This is a genomic window from Bifidobacterium sp. SO1 (assembly GCF_018555335.1).
GTDB classification, from domain to species: Bacteria; Actinomycetota; Actinomycetes; order Actinomycetales; family Bifidobacteriaceae; genus Bifidobacterium; species Bifidobacterium simiiventris.
The window spans coordinates 204,451-224,065 of the sequence record NZ_JAFEJR010000003.1 but is presented as its reverse complement, the minus strand read 5'-3'; the positions used below and the strand labels follow the sequence as shown (position 1 = coordinate 224,065).

General features: G+C 64.6%; 19 protein-coding genes. 3 read left to right on the top strand and 16 right to left on the bottom strand.

Going from position 1 to position 19,615, the window contains the following annotated elements; all coding sequences use genetic code 11:
* Nucleotides 1-3: 3 nt before the first annotated feature.
* A complete protein-coding gene (locus JS541_RS04555) occupies nt 4-654 on the top strand; it encodes a vitamin K epoxide reductase family protein (RefSeq protein ID WP_236036792.1) in 651 nt (216 codons plus the stop codon).
* 17 nt (nt 655-671) lie between these two features.
* On the opposite strand, the gene dapF is transcribed toward JS541_RS04555, so the two are convergent.
* Nucleotides 672-1,571 (bottom strand): diaminopimelate epimerase, encoded by a 900-nt coding sequence (gene dapF, locus JS541_RS04550; protein WP_214373297.1) that lies wholly within the window; start codon nt 1,569-1,571, stop codon nt 672-674.
* A gap of 72 nt (nt 1,572-1,643) precedes the next feature.
* Here dapF and murI point away from each other — a divergent pair, with 72 nt between their 5' ends.
* Both murI and JS541_RS04540 read left to right on the top strand, forming a co-directional pair.
* The gene (gene murI, locus JS541_RS04545; protein WP_214373296.1) at nt 1,644-2,435 is read left to right on the top strand and encodes a glutamate racemase; all 792 of its coding nucleotides are present in this window, start codon (nt 1,644-1,646) and stop codon (nt 2,433-2,435) included.
* Nucleotides 2,436-2,511: 76 nt separating this feature from the next.
* Entirely contained in the window at nt 2,512-3,387 is an 876-nt protein-coding gene (locus JS541_RS04540) for a patatin family protein (RefSeq protein ID WP_214373295.1), read from the top strand.
* Between the two features lie 167 nt (nt 3,388-3,554).
* Here JS541_RS04540 and JS541_RS04535 read toward each other — a convergent pair whose 3' ends face one another.
* The 15 genes from JS541_RS04535 to JS541_RS04465 form a co-directional block, all read right to left on the bottom strand.
* Nucleotides 3,555-3,851 carry an acylphosphatase gene (locus JS541_RS04535; RefSeq protein WP_214373294.1) on the bottom strand — a complete coding sequence of 99 codons (297 nt, stop codon included), beginning with the start codon at nt 3,849-3,851 and terminating at the stop codon, nt 3,555-3,557.
* 8 nt (nt 3,852-3,859) lie between these two features.
* The gene (locus tag JS541_RS04530; protein ID WP_214373293.1) at nt 3,860-4,834 is read right to left on the bottom strand and encodes a D-2-hydroxyacid dehydrogenase; all 975 of its coding nucleotides are present in this window, start codon (nt 4,832-4,834) and stop codon (nt 3,860-3,862) included.
* A 28-nt stretch (nt 4,835-4,862) separates the two neighbouring features.
* Nucleotides 4,863-5,816 carry an SPFH domain-containing protein gene (locus tag JS541_RS04525; protein WP_214373343.1) on the bottom strand — a complete coding sequence of 318 codons (954 nt, stop codon included), beginning with the start codon at nt 5,814-5,816 and terminating at the stop codon, nt 4,863-4,865.
* A 114-nt stretch (nt 5,817-5,930) separates the two neighbouring features.
* Entirely contained in the window at nt 5,931-7,112 is a 1,182-nt protein-coding gene (locus tag JS541_RS04520; protein WP_214373292.1) for an amidohydrolase, read from the bottom strand.
* Between the two features lie 48 nt (nt 7,113-7,160).
* Entirely contained in the window at nt 7,161-8,477 is a 1,317-nt protein-coding gene (locus JS541_RS04515) for an aminotransferase class I/II-fold pyridoxal phosphate-dependent enzyme (protein ID WP_214373291.1), read from the bottom strand.
* 57 nt (nt 8,478-8,534) lie between these two features.
* The gene (locus JS541_RS04510) at nt 8,535-9,218 is read right to left on the bottom strand and encodes a methionine ABC transporter permease (RefSeq protein WP_214373290.1); all 684 of its coding nucleotides are present in this window, start codon (nt 9,216-9,218) and stop codon (nt 8,535-8,537) included.
* The gene (locus JS541_RS04505; protein WP_214373289.1) at nt 9,211-10,242 is read right to left on the bottom strand and encodes an ATP-binding cassette domain-containing protein; all 1,032 of its coding nucleotides are present in this window, start codon (nt 10,240-10,242) and stop codon (nt 9,211-9,213) included. The genes JS541_RS04510 and JS541_RS04505 overlap by 8 nt, the downstream gene beginning before the upstream one ends.
* Before the next feature lie 111 nt (nt 10,243-10,353).
* On the bottom strand, nt 10,354-11,199 hold the full coding sequence (locus tag JS541_RS04500; protein ID WP_214373288.1) for a MetQ/NlpA family ABC transporter substrate-binding protein: 846 nt from the start codon (nt 11,197-11,199) through the stop codon (nt 10,354-10,356).
* Between the two features lie 360 nt (nt 11,200-11,559).
* On the bottom strand, nt 11,560-12,729 hold the full coding sequence (locus JS541_RS04495) for an FAD-binding oxidoreductase (RefSeq protein ID WP_214373287.1): 1,170 nt from the start codon (nt 12,727-12,729) through the stop codon (nt 11,560-11,562).
* Nucleotides 12,730-12,798: 69 nt separating this feature from the next.
* A complete protein-coding gene (locus tag JS541_RS04490; protein WP_214373286.1) occupies nt 12,799-13,575 on the bottom strand; it encodes a hypothetical protein in 777 nt (258 codons plus the stop codon).
* A 10-nt stretch (nt 13,576-13,585) separates the two neighbouring features.
* Nucleotides 13,586-14,437 carry a MetQ/NlpA family ABC transporter substrate-binding protein gene (locus JS541_RS04485; protein ID WP_214373285.1) on the bottom strand — a complete coding sequence of 284 codons (852 nt, stop codon included), beginning with the start codon at nt 14,435-14,437 and terminating at the stop codon, nt 13,586-13,588.
* 118 nt (nt 14,438-14,555) lie between these two features.
* On the bottom strand, nt 14,556-15,812 hold the full coding sequence (locus JS541_RS04480) for an aminotransferase class I/II-fold pyridoxal phosphate-dependent enzyme (protein WP_214373284.1): 1,257 nt from the start codon (nt 15,810-15,812) through the stop codon (nt 14,556-14,558).
* 177 nt (nt 15,813-15,989) lie between these two features.
* Complete coding sequence (locus tag JS541_RS04475; protein ID WP_214373283.1) at nt 15,990-16,664, bottom strand: HAD family phosphatase; 675 nt, start codon at nt 16,662-16,664, stop codon at nt 15,990-15,992.
* 24 nt (nt 16,665-16,688) lie between these two features.
* Nucleotides 16,689-18,452: a DNA repair protein RecN gene (gene recN, locus JS541_RS04470; RefSeq protein WP_214373282.1), complete on the bottom strand. Its 1,764-nt coding sequence runs from the start codon at nt 18,450-18,452 to the stop codon at nt 16,689-16,691.
* The gene (locus JS541_RS04465; RefSeq protein ID WP_236036791.1) at nt 18,445-19,440 is read right to left on the bottom strand and encodes an NAD kinase; all 996 of its coding nucleotides are present in this window, start codon (nt 19,438-19,440) and stop codon (nt 18,445-18,447) included. Before JS541_RS04465 ends, recN begins: the two co-directional genes overlap by 8 nt.
* Nucleotides 19,441-19,615 lie beyond the last annotated feature (175 nt).

Sequence of the window (19,615 nt, the reverse complement as noted above, 5' to 3'; positions counted from 1 at the left end):
GATATGACGAACGAACAGGACAGCGAACCACACGAGACCGTGGTTCAGCCGAGCGGATGGCGACACGCCGCGACATGGACGTATCTGATCATGCTGATCGCCTCGGCGGTCGCGCTGGTCGTCTCGTTCGTGTTGTCGGCGGAAACGCTCAAGCTTGCGCGCGACCCGAACCAGATCCTCGACTGCGACATCAACAGCGTGCTTTCCTGTTCGACGGTCGCGCAGTCGTGGCAGTCGGAGATCGTCAAATTCGGCGGGCTGAGCTATCCGAACGCGTTCTTCGGCATCGCCGCCGAATCCGTGTTCGTCACGGTCGCGGTGATCGGTCTGACGCGTGTGGCAGTGCCCCGCTGGTTCGCGGCCTGCACTTGGCTGGGCGGTCTCGCCGCGATCGCCTACTCGTACTGGCTGACTTCGCAGTCGCTGTTCGTCATCAACGCCCTGTGCCCGTGGTGCCTCGCGCTCATGTTCTCCACGACCATCCAGTTCATGGCACTGAGCCACGCAACCGTCACCGTGCAGGGACTGCCGGCACGTTCGCAGGGCCTACGCACGTATTACCGTCTTAATTACGATCTCATGGCCGACGTGGTGTGGCTGATCGCGCTCGTGGTGCTAATTCTCGTCAAGGACGGCGCAGCCATCTTCTCGTGAGCCGCGACGACGACTCCCTAGAGCAGTTCGATGCGACCTACCAACGTGGCCGCGCCGGTGAGTTTCACATCCTCGTCGGTCACGTCGACGCGCAGCGTGCCGCCGCGCACGGTGATCGTCCAATGGTCGATGCCGGTCTTGGCACGCAGCGTCACGGCGGTCGCGCACAGGCCGGTGCCGCACGAGAGCGTCTCCCCGCAGCCGCGCTCGTTCACGCGCATCGTCGCCTCTCCGGCATCGTTCGTCTCATCCATGTCATCGATGCGCACGAACTCGACGTTCTGATCAGACTCGAGCACCGGACTGACTTCCGGCTTCGTCACCAGATCAAGCTCCTCGACCGTGGGCAACGTCGCGAACGAATCCTCGATCACCGCGACCACATGCGGGTTGCCCATGTCCACGAACGTGCCGCGCGCCGAACCGGTCGTGCCGGGGATCGTCACGGCGAACGCATCCGTCTCGCCGCGCTTCCACGCTCCCATGTCCACCTGGAACACGTCCTTGCCGAACCCGGCCACGGCCCCCAGCGAGGTGAGCGTCTTCACGCCGGCGCGGGTGCCGAGCCTGAACGGCGCTCCCCCGGCCGGCTCGGCGTACCCCTGCCGCTGCGCGAACAGCGTGATCGCACGCGTGCCGTTGCCGCACATCTCCGCGAGGGATCCGTCCGCATTGCGGTAGTCCATGAACCATTCGGCACCGCCGGCCGCGGACTCGGCGACCTGTTCGGCGCTCAGATCGGACACGTCGCCCGGATGCGCAAGACGGATCAGACCGTCGCCGCCGATGCCGAAATGCCGGTCGCACAGGAAGCGCACCTCGTCCGGCGTGGGTTCATATTCGCCGGTCGGATCGGCGTAGACGACGAAATCGTTGCCCGTGGCGTGGGCCTTGTATACAACGTGCGGAATGCTCATGGCTTTACTCTAGCGTGGGATGCGCGGAGTACTCTAGTGAACGTCCACATATCTTTTGCAGGAGGCAGCGGCATGGCTTCGACGGCACCGATCGGCGTATTCGATTCCGGACTGGGCGGCATTTCGGTGGCACGGCAGATCATGCACGACATGCCGCATGAGCACGTGCTGTATTTCGGCGATTCCGCGAACGCGCCGTATGGCACGAAGTCACCGGAGCAGGTGCGCGAATTGAGCTTCGCGATCGTGGAACGGTTCGTGAAACAGGGTGTCAAGGCCGTGGTGATCGCGTGCAACACGGCGACGTCGGCGGCGGTGAACGACCTGCGCGAACACTACGACATGCCGATCATCGGCATGGAGCCGGCGTTGAAGGTGGCGTGCGACCGCGGCGACCGCGCGGACGGCTCGCATGCCGCTCAGCGAGTGATCGTCGCCGCGACGCCGCTGACGTTGCGCGAGCACAAGTTCGCCGCGCTGATGGACCGGTTCAAGTCCGAGAACACGATCTTCCCCGAGCCATGCCCGGGCCTGGTGGAGATCGTCGAGCACGGCCGGCTGGGCGATCATGATCTGGTGATGCGCACGCTGCACGGCTATTTTGATCAGTACGATCTCGATTCGATCGACTCGGTGGTGCTCGGCTGCACGCATTTCGTGTTCTACCGCGACTATTTCCGCGAGCTGCTGCCGGCCTCGACCGCGATCATCGACGGCAACGAAGGCACGGTGCGGCATTTGGGCGTCGTGCTCGAATCGCTCGGCAAGCTTGCGCCGGACGATGCGGCCGGCGGCGTGGAACTCGCCAATTCCGACCCGAGCGAGCATATCGCGACATTGTCAAGCGAACTGCTGCATTCCTGACCGGATGATGCCGGTTTGTCCCGGCTGGGCACGTAAGCTCGGACGCGATATCGGCACAGCACGAAGGGGAATTGGCATGGCTGACAACACGCAGACGCAGGAGACGCAGCACAGGACGGCGCTGATCGACGTGGGCGGCGGATTCCGCGCGATCTTCGGCGCGGGCGTGATGGACCGCTGCCTTGAGGACGGCATCGCGTTCAACCACTGCTATGGGGTTTCGGCGGGCAGCGCGAACATGGTCTCATTCATCTCCGGCCAGCACGGCCGCAACCACAAGTTCTACACGGAGTACGCGTTCCGCAAGGAGTACGCGAGCTTCGACTCGTTCGTGAAGAACCACAATTTCGCGAACCTCGACTACGTGTACGGCACGCTGAGCAACCATGACGGCGAATATCCGGTCGACTACGCGGCGTTCGAGGCGAATCCGACCGGGTTCACGGTGATCGCATGCGACGCGCGCGACGGCTCGGCCAAGTACTTCGACAAGTCGGACGTGCATTACGACGATTTCAATATCATGAAGGCGTCGAGCGCAGTGCCGGTCGCGTGCGAACCGTATGTGATCGACGGGGTGCCGTATTTCGACGGCGGCATCGCCGATCCGGTCCCGGTCCAGAAGGCGCTGGACGACGGCTACGACCGCGTGGTGCTGATCCTGACCCAACTGAAGGACGTGCTGCGCGAGCAGAAGAAAGACATCGCGCCGGCGCGTATCCTGCGCCACTCGTACCCGGCGGCGGCCGAGCGGCTGCTGGAACGCTACAAGACGTACAACGACGAGGTGGCATTGGCCAAGGAGTACGAAAAGGACGGCCGCGTGCTCATCCTCGCGCCCGAAAGCCTGTACGGCCTGTCGACGCTGAGCAAGTCGTTCGAGGGACTGGAGCGCATGTACCGCGCCGGCTATGCCGCCGCCGAGGCCATCCCCGAGTTCCTGGCGAGCTGATTAACCTCCGACTAGTACTTTATCGGGTTTAATGCGATGGGTCCGACGCTCCCTCAGTCCGCTTCGCGGACAGCTCCCTCGGCCGAGGGAGCCAAGAACACAGAACGCGTCAGCTTAGGTCCGGCAACATACCAGTCCCGGTCAAAACCGTTAAATGGATATTCGGCTCAGCGATCATTACGCACACGGAACGCGCCGCGCTCAGATTCGATCGGAATCTCGGTCACGGCCACGTGCGCGACGCGCGCCCAATCCGGCCCCACCTTCAGCCACGAGATCATCTGCGCGATCTCGGACGGTTCGCCCTGCGCCTCGACCTCGACCGACCCGTCAAGCCGGTTGCGCACCCAGCCGCTCACACCGATCCTGCGCGCCTGCTCGACCGTGTAATACCTAAATCCCACGCCCTGCACCAGACCCGTAACCACGGCACGCACACGAATGACGTTGCTGGACTCAGTCATGTCCCTCCTTACCTGCGCCGGTTAGCGAGCGGCTCGCCGTGGGCGTAGCGGCGCACGTTGCCGAGCGCGATCGCGATGATGCGATCCTCGGTTGCGGCCAGATGGTTGCCGCCGGCGACGTGCGGGGTGATCAGGCAGTGCGGTTCGTTCCACAGCGGACTGGACGCGGGCAACGGTTCGGGTTCGGTGACGTCGAGACCTGCGCCGTGCAGTTGGTCCTCGGACAGGGCGCGGGCGAGCGCACGCGGGTCGATGGCGGTGCCGCGGCCGGCGTTGAGCAGCACGGCGGTCGATTTCATGAGGGTCAGGCGACGGCCGTCGATCAGATGATACGTGTCGGCAGTGGCCGGTACGACCATCGCCACCACGTCGGCGGAGGGCAGCAGCGAGTCGAGTTCGCTGAAATCATGCATCTCGTCGATGCCGTCGGCCGGGCGGGTCTTGTCGCGGCGCACGCCGATCGTATGCGCGCCGGCGGCCTTGCACAACGTCGCGAAATGCGAGCCGATGTCGCCGGTGCCGATCACGAGCACGGTCGCGCCGACCGGCGACAGCGCTCGGCCGAGGTCGTGCCAGCGCTGTTCGGTCTGCTGGCGCGCGTACATGGGGATGTTCTTCATCAGCGACCACATCATCGCGAACAGGTGTTCGGCCACGGTCTGGCCGTACGCGCCGGTCGCGTTCGTGACCTGCGTGCCGTCGGTCAGCACGCCGGGCGCCAGATACGGGTCGACGCCGGCGCTCCAGGTCTGCAGCCATTCGAGGTTCGGGTAGTGCGCGCACTCGTCGGCCGGGATGTTGCCGATGACGGCGGTGGCGGTTCCGCGCAGTTCGGCCGGCACGACCGCCTTCCAGCCCATCATGCCGCGCTGTGCGGCGACGCCCGTGAATTCCTGATGCACGTCGGTGCCGTCCACGGCATCGCAAAAAGCCTGCCGTTCCTCGTCGGTCAGCGGCAGGCAGTTGATGATCGTCTTGCTCATACGGCCATTGTAGGCCGTACCGGAACATCTACTTCGCGGCGGAAGCCACGTCGGACGGCGCGTCGCCGCCGTCGGTCTTGGTTTCGTTGGCGGTGAGCATCGCCTCGGTGATCTGCCGGTAGAGCGCCTCGTAGCCGCCTGGCGTGGCACTCGGCAGCACGACGGTCTTCGCGTTCTTCGATTCGGACAGGGATCGCATCACATCGAGGTACTGGTTGAACAGCACGACGTTGTTCACGTCGTTGATGTTCATGCCCACGGCCTGCAATGACTTGATCTGGTCGACGATGCCGTTGGCGATCTCGCGGCGGTAGTTCGCCTGGCCCTCGCCCTGCAGACGCGTCTTCTCGGCCTCGGCGGCGGCCTGTGTCTCGATCTGGATGCGCTGGGCCTCGGCGCGCTGGCGCGTAGCCTCCTTCTCGCGCTGGGCGGCGTTGATGGAGTCCATCGCGTTCTTGACCTGCGGCGACGGGTCGATCGCGGTGATCAGCGTCTTGACGACGGTGAAACCGAAGCGCGCCATCTCGTTGCCGACGGTCTTCTGCACGTCGAACGCCACATCGTCCTTGCGGGCGAACGCGTCGTCCAAGGTGAGCGCCGGGATCGCGGAACGCAGCGCGTCCTCCATGTAGGAGCGCAGCTGGCCGGCCGGGTCGCGCAGCTCGTAGTATGCGGTGGCCACGTTCTCGGCGTTCACACGGAACTGCGTGGAGGCGACCACTGTGACGAACACGTTGTCGAGCGTCTTGGTTTCAAGCTGCACGTTGAGCTGCGAGACGCGCATGTTGGTTTTGGTGGCGATGCGGTCGACGAACGGGATGCGCGCGTGGATGCCGGCGAACTGCACCTTATGGAATTTGCCGAACCGTTCGATGATGTACGCCTGCTGCTGCGGCACGACGAAGATCGCCGCGCACAGCAACGCGATGACGACGGCCAACACCAGCACCGTGATGACCGGCCCGGTGAAATCGGATAACAGCATGATGTCCCCTTCCTTGTCTGCCGGCACCGTCCTCGATGCCGGCTCACGGTTCCCATCGTATCAGCACGAATCACGAACCGCCCGGAATCCGGGCATCAGTCCACCGACCGTTCATTCGCCGAGGCGTGCGAGCGTGCGCGTGGCGACGGTGGCGAGCAGGTCGGCGCCGTCGGCGAGCGCGTCGAGTTTGGCGTAGAAGGTCGGGCCGTGCATCGGCCGGTCGCCATTGCCGACGCCGATGTGGATGAACGAGCCGGGCGCATGCTGCAGGTAGTAGGAGAAGTCCTCTCCGCCGAGCGAGGTCTGCTTGGGCGTGACGACGGTGAGTCCGAGGTCTGTGGCGGTCTGGGCGGCGAGCGCCGACCACTGCTCGTCGTTGACGACGGACGGCGAGCCGTATTCCCATTCGAAGTCGACGCTTACTCCGTAGGCCGCGGCGATGCCGTTGACGATGGCTTCGAGCCGGTCGTGGATGATCGTGCGGTCTTCGGGGAACGCGGTGCGTGCGGTGCCTTCGAGGAAGGCGTCGGGGGCGATGACGTTCCAGGTGCTGCCGGATTCGACGTGGGTGACGGTGACGACGCACGGATGCGTGGGCTCGACGTCTTGACCGCTGATCGACTGAATGCCCTCGACCGCGGCGGCGAGCGGGCGGATCGGGTTGATGCCGCCGTTGGGGTGCGCCGCATGGGTGCCGCGACCGTGGAAGCGCACGCGGAACTTATCGACCGCTCCCGAGTCGGGGCCGGACGCGATGACGAACGTGCCGGGTTCCTCGCCGTTGGTGTCGTGCACGCCGTAGAACGCCTCGACATCATTCAGGGCGCCGGTGTTGAGCACGGCGACGGCTCCGGTCGGAATCTCCTTGGTAGCGGCCACCTCTTCGGCGGGCTGGAAGATCACCTTGACGGTGCCGGCGAACTCGTCGCGTCGTTCGGCAAGCAGCAGGGCCGCTCCGAGCGCGGTGGTGAGGTTGTAGTCATGACCGCAGCCATGCAGGTATCCGGGGTTGAGGGACGCGTACGGCACGCCGGTGTCCTCCTGGATGGGCAGCGCGTCGATGTCGCCGCGCACCGCCACCACATGGCCGGCGCCCAGGCCGTCCTTCGCCGCGCCGTCGATGCGTGCGACGAGTCCGGTCTTCAGGCCGGTGTCGAGGATGTCGATGCCGTGTTCGGTAAGGATCTGCCTGATGCGCGCGGTGGTCTCGAATTCCTGGTATGCCGTCTCGGGGTGCTGGTGGAACCAGCGGTAATGGTCTTCGAGTTCTGCTTGCAGATGCTGTGCGGTCATGGTGTTCCCTTCGTGTGCTTGCGGTTGGTCGGATGTGCTGCGGTCGGATCAGGCGGGTTGGTAGGCGTGGGCGATGGCCTGATCGAGGTCGGCGATCAGATCGTCGACGTTCTCGAGACCGATCGACAGGCGGATGAGGTTGTCGCTCACGCCGGCGGCCTTGCGGTAGACGGCGGGCACTTCGCGGTGCGTGATGCGGGCGGGGTTGACGATCAGGGATCTCGCGTCGCCGATGTTCGGCACGTAGGAGAACAGGTTCGTGCCGTCGAGGATGCGGTTGACGTTGGTTTCGTCCCCGTCCACCTCGAACGAGAGGATCTGTCCGACTCCCTTGGGCAGGTATCGTTCGACGAGCCGGCGTTGCGGATGGTCCGGGAGCGCCGAATAGTTGACTCGCGTGACGTGCGGCACGCCGCGCAGGTGTTCGGCGACGGCGAGCGCGGAGGCGGCCTGCTGGCGTACGCGCTGCGGCAATGTCTCCAGCCCGACGAGCGACAGGTATGCGTTGAACGGGGCCATGACCGCGCCGAACGTACGCAGGTATTTGGTGCGCACCCGGTGGATGAACGCGCCGCGGCCGAATTTGGAGGCGAAGCTTTCCCATACGCCGTTGCGTTCGTCGCTCAGGATCAGCTCGTTCGTGGTGAATTGCGGGAAACGCCCGTTGTCCCAATCGAATCGTCCCGCGTCCACGATCGCGCCGCCGAGGGCGTTGCCGTGGCCGGTGATGCCCTTGGTGGTCGAATGCACGACGATGTCGGCGCCGAATTCGATCGGACGGAACAGGTACGGCGTGGGCACGGTGTTGTCGACGATCAGCGGGATGCCGTGACGGTGCGCGAGTTCGGCGAGCGGCGCGATGTCGGTGACCTCGGTGCTGGGATTGGCGACCGATTCGGCGAAGATCGCACGGGTGTCGTCCCCGATGAGCGATTCGACTTCGGACAGGTCGTTGATGTCGTGCACGAAGTCGGTGTGGATGCCGAACTGGGGGAAGAACGTCTCCATCGCATCGACCGAGGCGCCATACAGGTCGGTGGGCGAGATGATGCGGCCGCCGCCTTCGGCCGCGCACAGCAACGCGTAGGAGACGGCGGCCATGCCGCTGCCCACGGCGACCGCCGAATCGCCGCCTTCAAGCGAGGCGATCCGCTGTTCGAACACGTCCACGGTGGGGTTCGCCACGCGCGAGTATGAGAATCCCCTGGTCTGGCCGCCCGCGAGCGCGTCACCGTGCAGGGCGTTCTCCATCCCGTAGGCCACGGACTGGTAGAGCGGCACGCTCGAGGAGTCCCGGTTGGCTGCCGGATCGTATCCGGCGTGCACGCTCAATGTCTCGAATCCGGTCGTCTCTTGCTGCGTCACGATCCCGTTTCCCTTTCTGATGTCGTCTGTATGTCGGCCGCGGAGATGGCCGCGGGCCTATTCCTCGGTGTTCGACGTGTGCCGCGAGCGGCGCGCGTACCAGTTGCCGAACGATTGGATCACCTGCACGATCGCGATGAGGATGATCACGGTGATGATGATGACGATCGTGTCGAACTGCTGGTAGCCGTACGAGATCGCGAGATCACCCACGCCGCCGCCGCCGATCGTGCCGGCCATCGCGGTCGCGCCGATCAGTCCGATGCACGCCGTGGTCAGCGCGAGCACGATGGATCCCTTGGCTTCGGGCAGGATGAAGTACCGGATGGTCTGCACAGTGCCGGCGCCCATCGCCTCGGCTGCCTCGTAGATGCCCGGATCGACCTCGAGGATCGCGCTTTCGATCAGGCGTCCGATGTAGGGCGCGACGTAGACGACCAGCGGCACGAGCGCCGCGTTCGTACCGATCGACGTGTGTACGATCAGTCGTGTGAACGGCATGATCGCGACCATGAGGATGATGAACGGCACGGAGCGGATGATGTTGACGATCGTGTTGAGCACCACGTAGACGATCTGGTTCGGCAGTAGGCCGCCCTTGCGCGTGATGGCGAGCGCCACGCCGATCGGGATGCCGATGACGGCGCCGAAGAACAGCGCAAGGCCCACCATGTACAGGGTGTCCTGGAACGCCTGCAGGTACTGTTCGGTGGTGACGGTGGAGTCGAGAAAATCAGACATGGAGCACCTCGAATTCACGTTGATCGTTTTCCAGTGGGGCGAGCCGTTCGGCCAGGGACGAGCCGTCCACGCCGTCGAGCCCGATGATGAGCTGTCCGAGCGTCACGTCGCGCAGCGCGTTCTCATTGGCGTGCAGCAGGGTGATGTCGGTGGGATGCACGGCGGCGTTGATGTCGGCCAGTATGTGCTTGGCGGCGTCCGAGCGGTACCAGACGCGCACCACCGAGCCTTCGCCGCCCGACGAGATGCGGTCGGTCAGGTTCTTGGGCAGCTGGCGGGGCACCACGGTTTCGACGAACTGCCTGGTCAGCGGGTCCTTGGGGTGGGCGAAGACGTCGCTCACCTTGCCGCGTTCGACGATGTCGCCGTGCGCGAGCACGACCACGTGTTCACAGGCCCTTGCGATCACGCTCATCTGGTGGGTGATGAGCAGCACGGTGATGCCGTACTGCCGGTTGATGTCGTTGAGCAGGTCGAGGATCTGGCGCGTGGTGATCGGGTCGAGCGCGCTGGTCGCCTCGTCGCTGAGCAGCACCTTGGGGTTGGTGACCAGCGCGCGGGCGATACCGACGCGCTGGCATTGGCCGCCGGACAGCTGTGACGGATAGGCGTCGGCACGGTCGGCCAGTCCGACCAGTTCCAGCGTGTGACGAACCTGGCGGTCGATGGTGTCCTTGGATTCGCCGGCCAACACCAGTGGCAACGCGACGTTCTGCGCGATGGTCTTGGACTGCAGCAGATTGTAGTGCTGGAAGATCATGCCGATCTCGCGGCGCAGCTTGGCCAGTTCGGGCTTGTTCAGCGTCGCGGGGTTGCGGCCCAGCGCGTCCACGCTGCCACTGGTGGGTGTCTCAAGACCGTTGACCGTGCGGATCAGCGTGCTTTTGCCGGCGCCGGAGGAGCCGATGACGCCGAAGAACGATCCGGCCGGCACCTCGAAGCTGATGTCGTTGAGCGCTTTCTGGGCTTTGCTGCCGCGACCGTAGGTTTTGGACACATGGTCGAACGTGACGGCTGTGTTCATGAATGCACTTCCTTGGATAGACGTGTGGATGTGTGGCATGCATCGGGGCCGGTCCTACGCGGCCGGCCCCGGCGCATGGGCCCGAGATTGCGTTTCACGGGCCCTTTCGGGTCACTGCCGCAGTTCGTCGGGCACGAACCAGTAGTCGTTGGTGTTGTTCTTGTCGAGGAAGTCAAGGAAGTCCTTGGACTTGTACGCCTCGACCACGGCCTTGGCCCACTCCTTGTCCTTGTTTTCCTTCTTGACGGTCGCCTGCAGTAGGTATTCGGGCTTGAGCGTCTCCTGCGCGAGCTGGAGCTTGGCGTCGACCTTCGAGCTGTAGGAGACGCTGCCGGGGATCACCGCATAGTCGAGATCCTGCAGCGAGCGCGGAATCGTACCTGAATCCATCGGACGGATGTCGAGGTTCTTCGGGTTCTTTTCGATGTCGTTCGGCGTGACGGTCACCGGGTCGGCGTCGGCCTTGAGCGTGATCCAGCCGAGCTTCTCCAGCAGGCGCAGGCCGCGGGACTCGTTCGACGGGTCCTGCGAGATCGCCACGAGGTCACCTTCGGAGACATCGTCGAGCGACTTGTGCTTCTGCGAGTACAGGCCGGCCGGCACGGTCGGGATCGGGGTCAGACCGACCAGATCGCCGCCCTTGTTCTTGTTGAACGCCTCGAGGTATGCGGTGTGCTGGTCGACGTTCAGGTCAACGCTGCCCTCGTTGAGCGCGATGTCGGCGGTCTGCAGGTCGCTGAAGTTCTGGTAGGTGACCTTGTATCCCTGCTTTTCGAGCACCGGGGCGACGCCCTTCTTGAACAGTTCGCTGTACGGGCCGGGTGACGTGCCGACCTTGATGGTCTTCGCCGTGTCGGTACCGGTGGCCGAGGCCGTGCCGCAGGCGCCGGTCAGGGCGAGCAGCGCGGCGGTGGCGGCTGCGGCTATGATCTGCCAGGTCTTCTTGTGTGCGGTCATGATGTTTCCCCTCTCTGTGGTGGACGATCGATGATGTTGCTTGCCGATGTTTGCGTGTCAGGAGGATTCCCGTTCCTCCGTGTAAGGATCTTCCCTCGAAGATGACAATCCCGAATATACGTACTTCGTTCAGGACGCAACACGGCGTGTCTATAGGCAAAAGTTTGAGCGTCTGTACGGCCCCGCCCGGTTCTTGGACTTGTTAACCGGCTATAAGTTTTTTCTCGATCGGGACGTGCTGGCCGCAATCCGACGGCAACGGCATGGTGCGTCAATACGCGACGAGCGGATGGCACAGGCTTCCTCCCTTGCGGGAATGTCCCTGCGCCATCCGCTCGTTGATGACTGTGTCGACGACGCTCAGTCGAACCGGGCGTCGAGCCCGTTCACGGCGAAGCGTTCCGGCCGGAACGCGTCCAGCACCACGGCACGCGTGCCGTCGAGCAGTTCGTCGGCCAGAATCTGGCCGAGCGCATACCCCACCGTCGCGCCGCTGTGCGTGAACGCGACGGCCAGCGTGCCTCCCGTCGCCGCGACGACGCCCGCTACCGGCAATCCGTCACCGGGAATGGGACGCGGGCCGATGAACACGTGTTCGGCCTCCAGTGCCGGGTGACCGGCCAGGAATGCGGATAGGTGGTCGAGCGTGTGCCGTAGCGCATCGGGATCGAGCGTGCCGTCCGGCAGGATGGCTGCCTCCAAGGGGTCGGCGACGACGACCAGACGTCCCTGCTCATCGGTGCGGGCACCGGCGAACGGCGCGCGCAGCACAGTGCGGGGAGGGTTGTCCAACGGCGTGGTGAATACGGTCACACCGGTCGTGGACGCCTTGGGAATGGCCGCGAACCGACTGATCAGCGCTGGGGTGTCCTCCCCCGCGGCCACGATCGTACGGTCGGCCGTGATGTCGCCATTCTCGGTACGCACGCCGCGCACGGTGCCGTCGTCTGATTCCAGCAGCGTCAACGCGCTGCCGCGTACGATGCACGCGCCGGCCGATCGCGCACGGGTGAGCAGAGTCCGCGCGAACAGGGGCAGGTCGACCCAGGCGTCTTCCGGAACCCACAGCACGTTGCCCGACAGACTTGCCCCATCCAGGGCTGGGTCGATAGCCGCCGCCTCACTCGGAGAGATCAGGTACGCGTCCTGGCCTTGCGAGGAGAGTCTGGCGGCTTCCTCTTCGATGCTTTCGCGATGCGCGCCGTTGTGCGCGGGCAATTCCTGCCGTCCGGCGGCGCTCGCCCAATCCAGCCGGCCGGATTGGTGGTACCAGGTCGTCCCTTCCGGCCGGGATGCATCGACGAGCTGGCGCTGTGCGAGGCGCAGTTTGCCGATGGTGCGCAGCGTACGGTATTCCGCGATGCTGACGCCGGTGTCGTTGATCCATCCCAGGGTGCGTTCGGTGGCGCTTGTCCCGGGTTTCGCCGGTGCGATGAGGACGGTCACGTCCGCGCCGCGTACGGCGAGTCGCTCTGCGATCGTCGCGCCGAGGATGCCTCCGCCGACGACCAGATAGGATTGGCTGCTCATGGTGTGTTCCCCTTACGTGGTCTTGCTGATGATGCGGTAATAGTGGTTGCCTATGGGCGGGCTCTGGTTTCAGTCCACGGCGGTGGCCCCGGCCAGCCAGTCGGTCAGGGTGAGCACATCCCAGACGGGAAGATGCGTGGTTCGGCGGATGGTCTGTGAGAAGGGCGGCAGGTTGGTGCATTCCAGCACGATCGCCCCGCATTGCGGCGCACGGGCGAGTCCTGCGCGCACGGCGGCAAGGACTTCGATCTCGGCCCGCGCCGGCTCGTAGTCGTCCTGCCGTCCCTTGATCACGGACAGAAAATACGGTGCATCGGCCATGTCCTGCACGACAATGCGATCCCGATCGGATTGCGCGACGCCGCTTTGTTCGAAATGCCGGTCGCCGATCGCGTGTGCGTCGATGGTCACTAGCAGCACGCTCTGTTCCGGCCGTAGCATGCGCAGCACGAGCGGCAGCTGGATCAGGCTCGACATCGCCACGGGGATCCGCGTGCGTGCGGCTACCTCGCTCTGGTAGTGGGCGAGCAGGCCGCACGAGGTGGCGGCGACCTGGATGCCTTGGTCGGCCATCGTGTTGACGGCCGCGACGAATCCGTCCGCCACCGCGGTGCTGCGCGGCCGGAACATGTCGGCGGGACCGATGCCGGCGACGACCTCGTAGCGTACCGGATAGCCGAAGCTGCGGGCGTTGCCGACGTCTCCGACCGGACGAGGGATGTCGGAGTCAAGAATGGCGATGCCGGTGCCGACTCCGTAATACGGTCGCCCACGGCCGATCGTCGGGACCGGCGTCGGCTCGGGCGTTTCCTGTTGCGGTGGGTGAGGCGTCGATGTGATCGTCATCGTTGCTTGCCTACTGCTTGAGCTCGTCGGGCACGAACCAGTAGCCGGTCGTGTTGTTCTTGGCCAGATAATCGTGGAACGTCTTGGACTTGTACGCCGCGACCACGTCCTTCGCCCACTGCTTGTTCGCTTCGTCCTTGCGGGTGACGGCGACGATCTCGTATTCGGGCTTGAGCGTCTCCTGGGCGAGCTCGAGTTTCGGGTCGAGTTTGGCGCTGTACGACCAGCTGCCGGTGACGACCGCATAGTCCACATCATCCAGCACGCGCGGGATCTGGCCGTTGTCGAGCGTCTCCAAGTTCAGGTTCTTCGGGTTGGTCGCGACATCGTTGATCGATCCGAGGGCCGAATCGGAGTCGTCCTTGAGCGTGATCCAGCCGAGTTTCTCCAGCAGCCGCAATGCGCGAGCCAGATTCGACGGGTCTTGGGAGACCGCGATCGTGGCGCCGTTCGTGATCTGGTCGACGGACGTATGCTTCTTGGAGTACAGGCCGGCAGGCACGGATGGGATCGGGATGAGCGACTCCAGCGTGCCGTTCTTCTTCTCGTTGTATGCGTCCATGTAGGCCGTGTGCTGATCGACGTTGAGATCGGTGCTGCCTTCGTTCAGCGAGTCGTTCGCCTGCTGCGCATCGCTGAACGTGGTGACCTTGATCGTGTATCCCTGCTTTTCAAGGATCGGGGCGACGCCCTTCTTGAACAGTTCGCTGTACGGGCCGGGAGACGCGGCAAGACGGATGGTCTTCGCCGTGTCCGCGTCGTTGGCCGAGGCGGTGCCGCAGGCCGCGGCCGACAGGACGAGCCCGGCCGACAACGCGATGCCGAATACGGCTTTGACTGCACGTGTGATGGTGGAACGCATACGGTTTTCCCCTTGATTGAATGAACAATGAAAAAAAAGAACAAAAAAAATATGATCCGGGCCGTCCGCCCCCGCATCGGCACGGATGGCCCGACGTCTCTTATATAAGACCTACGGTTCAGGCGAATACGCCCGACGCGAGCTGGCTGAACGTGTCAAGCTCGCTGTGATTGCGCAGATACGCCTCATACGCCTTGTCGAGCGCCTGACCGAGATCCTCGATCAGGTCGGCGGCATCCTCGATGCCGATGGCGAGGCGGATCAGTTCGTCGGTGATGCCGACCTTGAGCCGTTCCTCCTTCGGCAATTCGAAATGCGTCATACGGCAGGGCAGCTCGGCGAGACTTTCCACCGCACCGAGGCTGACGGCCAGACGGAAGACGTGCAGGTTGTCGAGCACGATGCCGGGATCGACGCCCGGCACGACCTCGAACGAGAGCACGCCGCCGAAGCCACGTAGCCCATTGTCGGCAAGCAGACGTTCGCGATCGCCCTTCACGCCCGGATAGTGCACTGTCTTGATGAGCGGATGGGCGAGCAGGTATTCGGCGACGGCCTGCGCGTTCTCCTGCTGGCGTTCCACACGCAGGGCGAGCGTCTGAATGCCCCGGCGTACATCGTTGCATTCGGCGGGCGCGAGCACACCGCCGAACCGGTTCTGCGCAAAGTAGATGGCCCGGCCAATCTCGTCGTCCTTGACGACGACAAGGCCCGCGGTCACTTCGGAATGCCCGGCCAGGTACTTGGTGGCCGAGTGCAGGACGATGTCGGCGCCCAAGTCGAGAGGCTGCTGCAGATACGGGGTCACGAACGTGTTGTCCACGATCGTGAGGGCTCCGTGACGGCGGGCGATCTCGGAAATGCGACCCACGTTGTTGACCTGCAGCAGCGGGTTGGTGAGCACCTCGAAATACACGGCCTTCGCCGGCGTCGTCTCGTCAAGCCTGCATCCGTCGAACGTGACGCGTTCACGGCCTTGAACCGCCGCGTCAAGCGCCTCGTAATCCGCGGTGTCCACGGGCTCGAACGTGATGCCGCGTTCGGCGAAGTATTCGTTGAACAACGAATAGGTGCCGCCATAGATGTTCTTGCCGACCACGATGCGATCGCCCGGCTTGAAGATGCTGATGACCGCATGGATGGCGGCCAATCCGGATGCGAACGCGAAACCGCGGCTGCCGTGTTCGAGCTGCGCGATCTGCTGCTCGAGGAAATCACGGGTGGGATTGCCGCTGCGCGCGTAATCCCAGCGGGGCATCGCCTCGACCGATTCGAAAGCATACGTGGAAGAGTTGTAGATCGGCGGATTCACGGCACCGGTGGTGTTGTCGTTGACCGGCAGTCCGTGGACCAGCTGCGTGTTGAACCTCGTCATGGCGCACCTCCTTGAGATGGTTTGCGTGTGTGGCTGTTTCCCGTCCGCGATGGCCCCCGCCCCGCGGCTGGTGCCCACCTTACCCGATGCTTCGGCGACGTGTGGCCGCGTGGCTATACACGTTGCTTATGACCGCTGCCAAAGGCATCCGAATGCGCCGTTTCGCCGCGCAGCCGACTAGGCGAGCCGGTCCGGCGCGTCGCCGAAGTCGAACAATACGCCGTCGGCCTCCTCGCAGATCGTCGCCCAATCGCCGTCCGACGAGTCGTCGTGCATGGCCCATACGTGCATGTTCGCCGATTTCGCGGATCTGACGCCGACGAGCAGATCCTCGAACACCGTGCAATGCTCGGGTGCGATGCCGAGACGGGACGCCGCCAGCAGATAGACGTCGGGCCTGTCCTTGCCGACATCGCCTGCGTCGTCGACGCTGACGACCGCATCGAAGTATCCGTCGATGCCGACATGTCTCATGGCCGGCTCACGCAGCGCGGGCGGCAGCGATGTGGCGACCGCCAGCCGGGCCCCGCTTTCGGTAAGGCGGCGCAGGTAGTCCTTGGCATGCGGCTTGGCTTCGACCACGGTCGAATAGGCCACGCGAGCCATGTCGTCCCATTCGCGCATCAGCTGTTCGGGGGTGTCCGTCAGGCCGAACCGGGCGATCGTGTATTCGGCGATCTGCTTAAACTGCATGGAGGCGACCTTGATCATGTAATCGTCGGGCACGACGATGCCCCTGCGAGAGAGAAAATCGATGTCGACCTGATCCCACACGCCCATGGAGTCGAGCAGCGTGCCGTCCAGGTCGAAAATGGCCGCCTTGCCCTGGTTGATATGCCTCACATCGTTCATGTTCGCTCCGTTCCGGTCGTGTGCCTATATCCGCGATGAGTCCAGCAGCTCGCGCGCATGATCCAGCGACGCCTCCGATTCGGAGCCGGAAAGCATGCGGGCGATCTCGCGTATGCGGGCATCCCCTTCCACCGGTTCGACGGTGGTCACGACCCCGACGGCGTCGTCATCCGCGTCCGGAGGCTCCTTGGTGACGACGAATTGCCGGTCGGCCCAACTGGCGACCTGCGCCAGATGGGTGACGACGATGACCTGCGCGCTGGCCGCAAGCCGCGCCAGACGCCGTCCCAGTTCGACCGCGGTCTTGCCGCCGACCCCGGCGTCGACTTCATCGAAGATGAACGTCATCGGGGAAGCGTCACCCGAATGACGGTCCGCCGCGGACAGTTCCAAGGCGAGCATGAGCCGGCTCAGTTCGCCGCCCGAGGCGCTTTTGCCCATCGGCAGTTCGGGGGCGCCCTCGTACGGCGTGAACATGAACGAGATGTCGTCGCATCCATTGGCATCGAGCGGCCAGGAAGCGGTCTTGCCTGTTCCTTCTCGCTTCGCCACGTTGATCTTCAGTTCGGCGCCGTCCATGGCCAGCGACGACAGCTCGCCGGTTACGGTGGCAGCCAGCGACCGGGCCGCGGAGCGACGCACGGCGCTCAGACGTTCGGCCGCCGCCATGGCATCGTCGAACAGCTTGGCGCGTTCCTGCCGCAGTTCGGCGATCTTTTCGGGCGACGCATCCAGATCCTCCATATCAAACACGGCCTTGTCACGCCATGCGATCACGTCGGCCAGCGTCGGCCCCCACCGGCGGGTCAGCTCGCCCAGTTCATGAATGCGCGCGTTGAGCTCGTCGAGATCGTCCATGTCGTCTTCCACGTCGAGCTGGCGGCTCAACGAATACACGACGTCCGACAGGTCGGCGTTGATGGATTCCAGCCGATTGGCCAGTTCCGCGAAATTGCCATCCGCGTGAATGGATCGCAGCGACTGCACCGCGCGGTTGATGAGTTCGGACGCACTGGCGTCATCCGTGTCGACGTTGACTTGGGATGCGTCCAACGCGCCAAGCGCGCCCGACACGCCCTGAGCGATGTCCGCCGCATGTTCGATGTGCGATCGTCTGGCCTTGAGCTCGTCGTCCTCCCCCGGCTGGGGATCCACGCGGTTGATGCGATCGATGGACTCTCTCAGGTAATCCGCCTGCTGCCGGGCCGAAGCCTCCTGATGCTCCATGCGTTCGAGGCGATCGTCCAGCGCGCACAGCGCGTCCCACGCCTTGCGATACCGTTCGAGCTCGTGCTCGTCCCCGGCCACCATGTCGAGGAACTCACGCTGACGCGCCGACGCCGCGATGCGCAGCTGATCCGCCTGACCGTGGATCGTGACGAGTTCGCCGGCCAGTTCACCCAGTACGGCGCGCGGCACGCTGCGCCCGTTCACCACGGCTCGGGAACGGCCCGATACCGGCACGACGCGCGAAAGGAACAATTCCCCGTCCTCCGGCTCGACGCCGGCATTGCGTGCCACGGCCAGCACACGGGAGCCACGGCCGTCATCCCCATTCCGCTCCGGCTTGGCAGTCCCGAGTGCGAACACGCCCTGTGTCCAGGATTCCTTCGCGCCGGCAGATACGCGCCCGGAGTCCGCGGTGCCTCCGGAGATCAGCTTGATCGCGCTCAGGAGCATGGACTTGCCGGCGCCGGTCTCACCGGTGATCGCGGTCATGCCCGGCGCCGGCGTCAGCAATGCATGGCGGATCGGCCCCAGGTCTCGGATCTCCAGTTCCTCAAGCATCCGCGTTCTCCCCTGTGCCCGCCACGTCGCCCATCGGAACGGAGCCGGGCACGCCGTGCTCCACCCCATCGGGGAAGACATGGCCATGATGTACCGTCTGTACCCCGCCACGGGCCTGTTCACGCCATCCGACGACCGGCAGATCGAACTTGGTCACCAGACGGTTGGTGAACGGCACTCCGGACAGCCGGGCCAGTCTCAGGGTGTCCTTCGACTGGCGGACCTCGATGCGTGTTCCCTTTGGCAGTGCGCGCTGGCGCCTGCCGTCGCAGCAGATCCATCCGTCCGACATCGAATCGTCGAGAATGTCCAGCGCGAACGTCGAGCCCGCACCGATGATCAGGGGACGAGCGAACAGCGCGTGCGCGGCCAGCGGCACCAGCTGCAACGCCTGCACGTTCGGCCACATGATCGGCCCGCCCGCCGAGAACGCGTACGCGGTCGAGCCGGTCGGCGTGGAGACGATCACCCCGTCGCATCCGAACGAGCTCATCTCCACGTCATCGACGCGGATCGACAGCTCGACCATCTTGCCACGGTCGGCCCGTTCCACGGTAATGTCGTTCAGCGCCCAGTCCTCCAGCGGCTCGCTCGCGCCCGGCAGCCAGACGTCCACATGCGCGATCATGCGTTCGTCGATCGAATAGTCGTGTTCGGCCACGCGACGGATCGCCTCGCTCATCTGAAAGCTCTCGAACTCGGCCAGGAACCCGACATGGCCGAGATTGACGCCTAGAATCGGCACGCGGGTGCAGTGCACGAGTTCGGCGGCACGAAGGATCGTGCCGTCGCCGCCGAGCACGACGACGATCTCGGTGTTGTCCGGCACCACCGACGGTCTCGCCCCGAACGCCGGTGCCTCCGAATTGTCGATGATCGACACTTCGAACCCGCACTGGCGCAGCCTCGCCACCGCCTCGGCCACCACCGTGCCGCTTTCGCGAAGACGGGTGTGCGTCACCACCACCGCGTGCCGAACGCCGACCATCACATCCCCCTTGCCGCAGGAAACAGGAACAGTCCCATCCTAACTGAACCGACCGAAAATTTCGAACACATGTTCGCATGACACGCCGCTTCCCACCTTGCGCCACGCCGTCCGAGACCATCCACCCGCGTCACGTTCTCACGCGCAGGGCATAGAATGTCCTACACGCATCGAG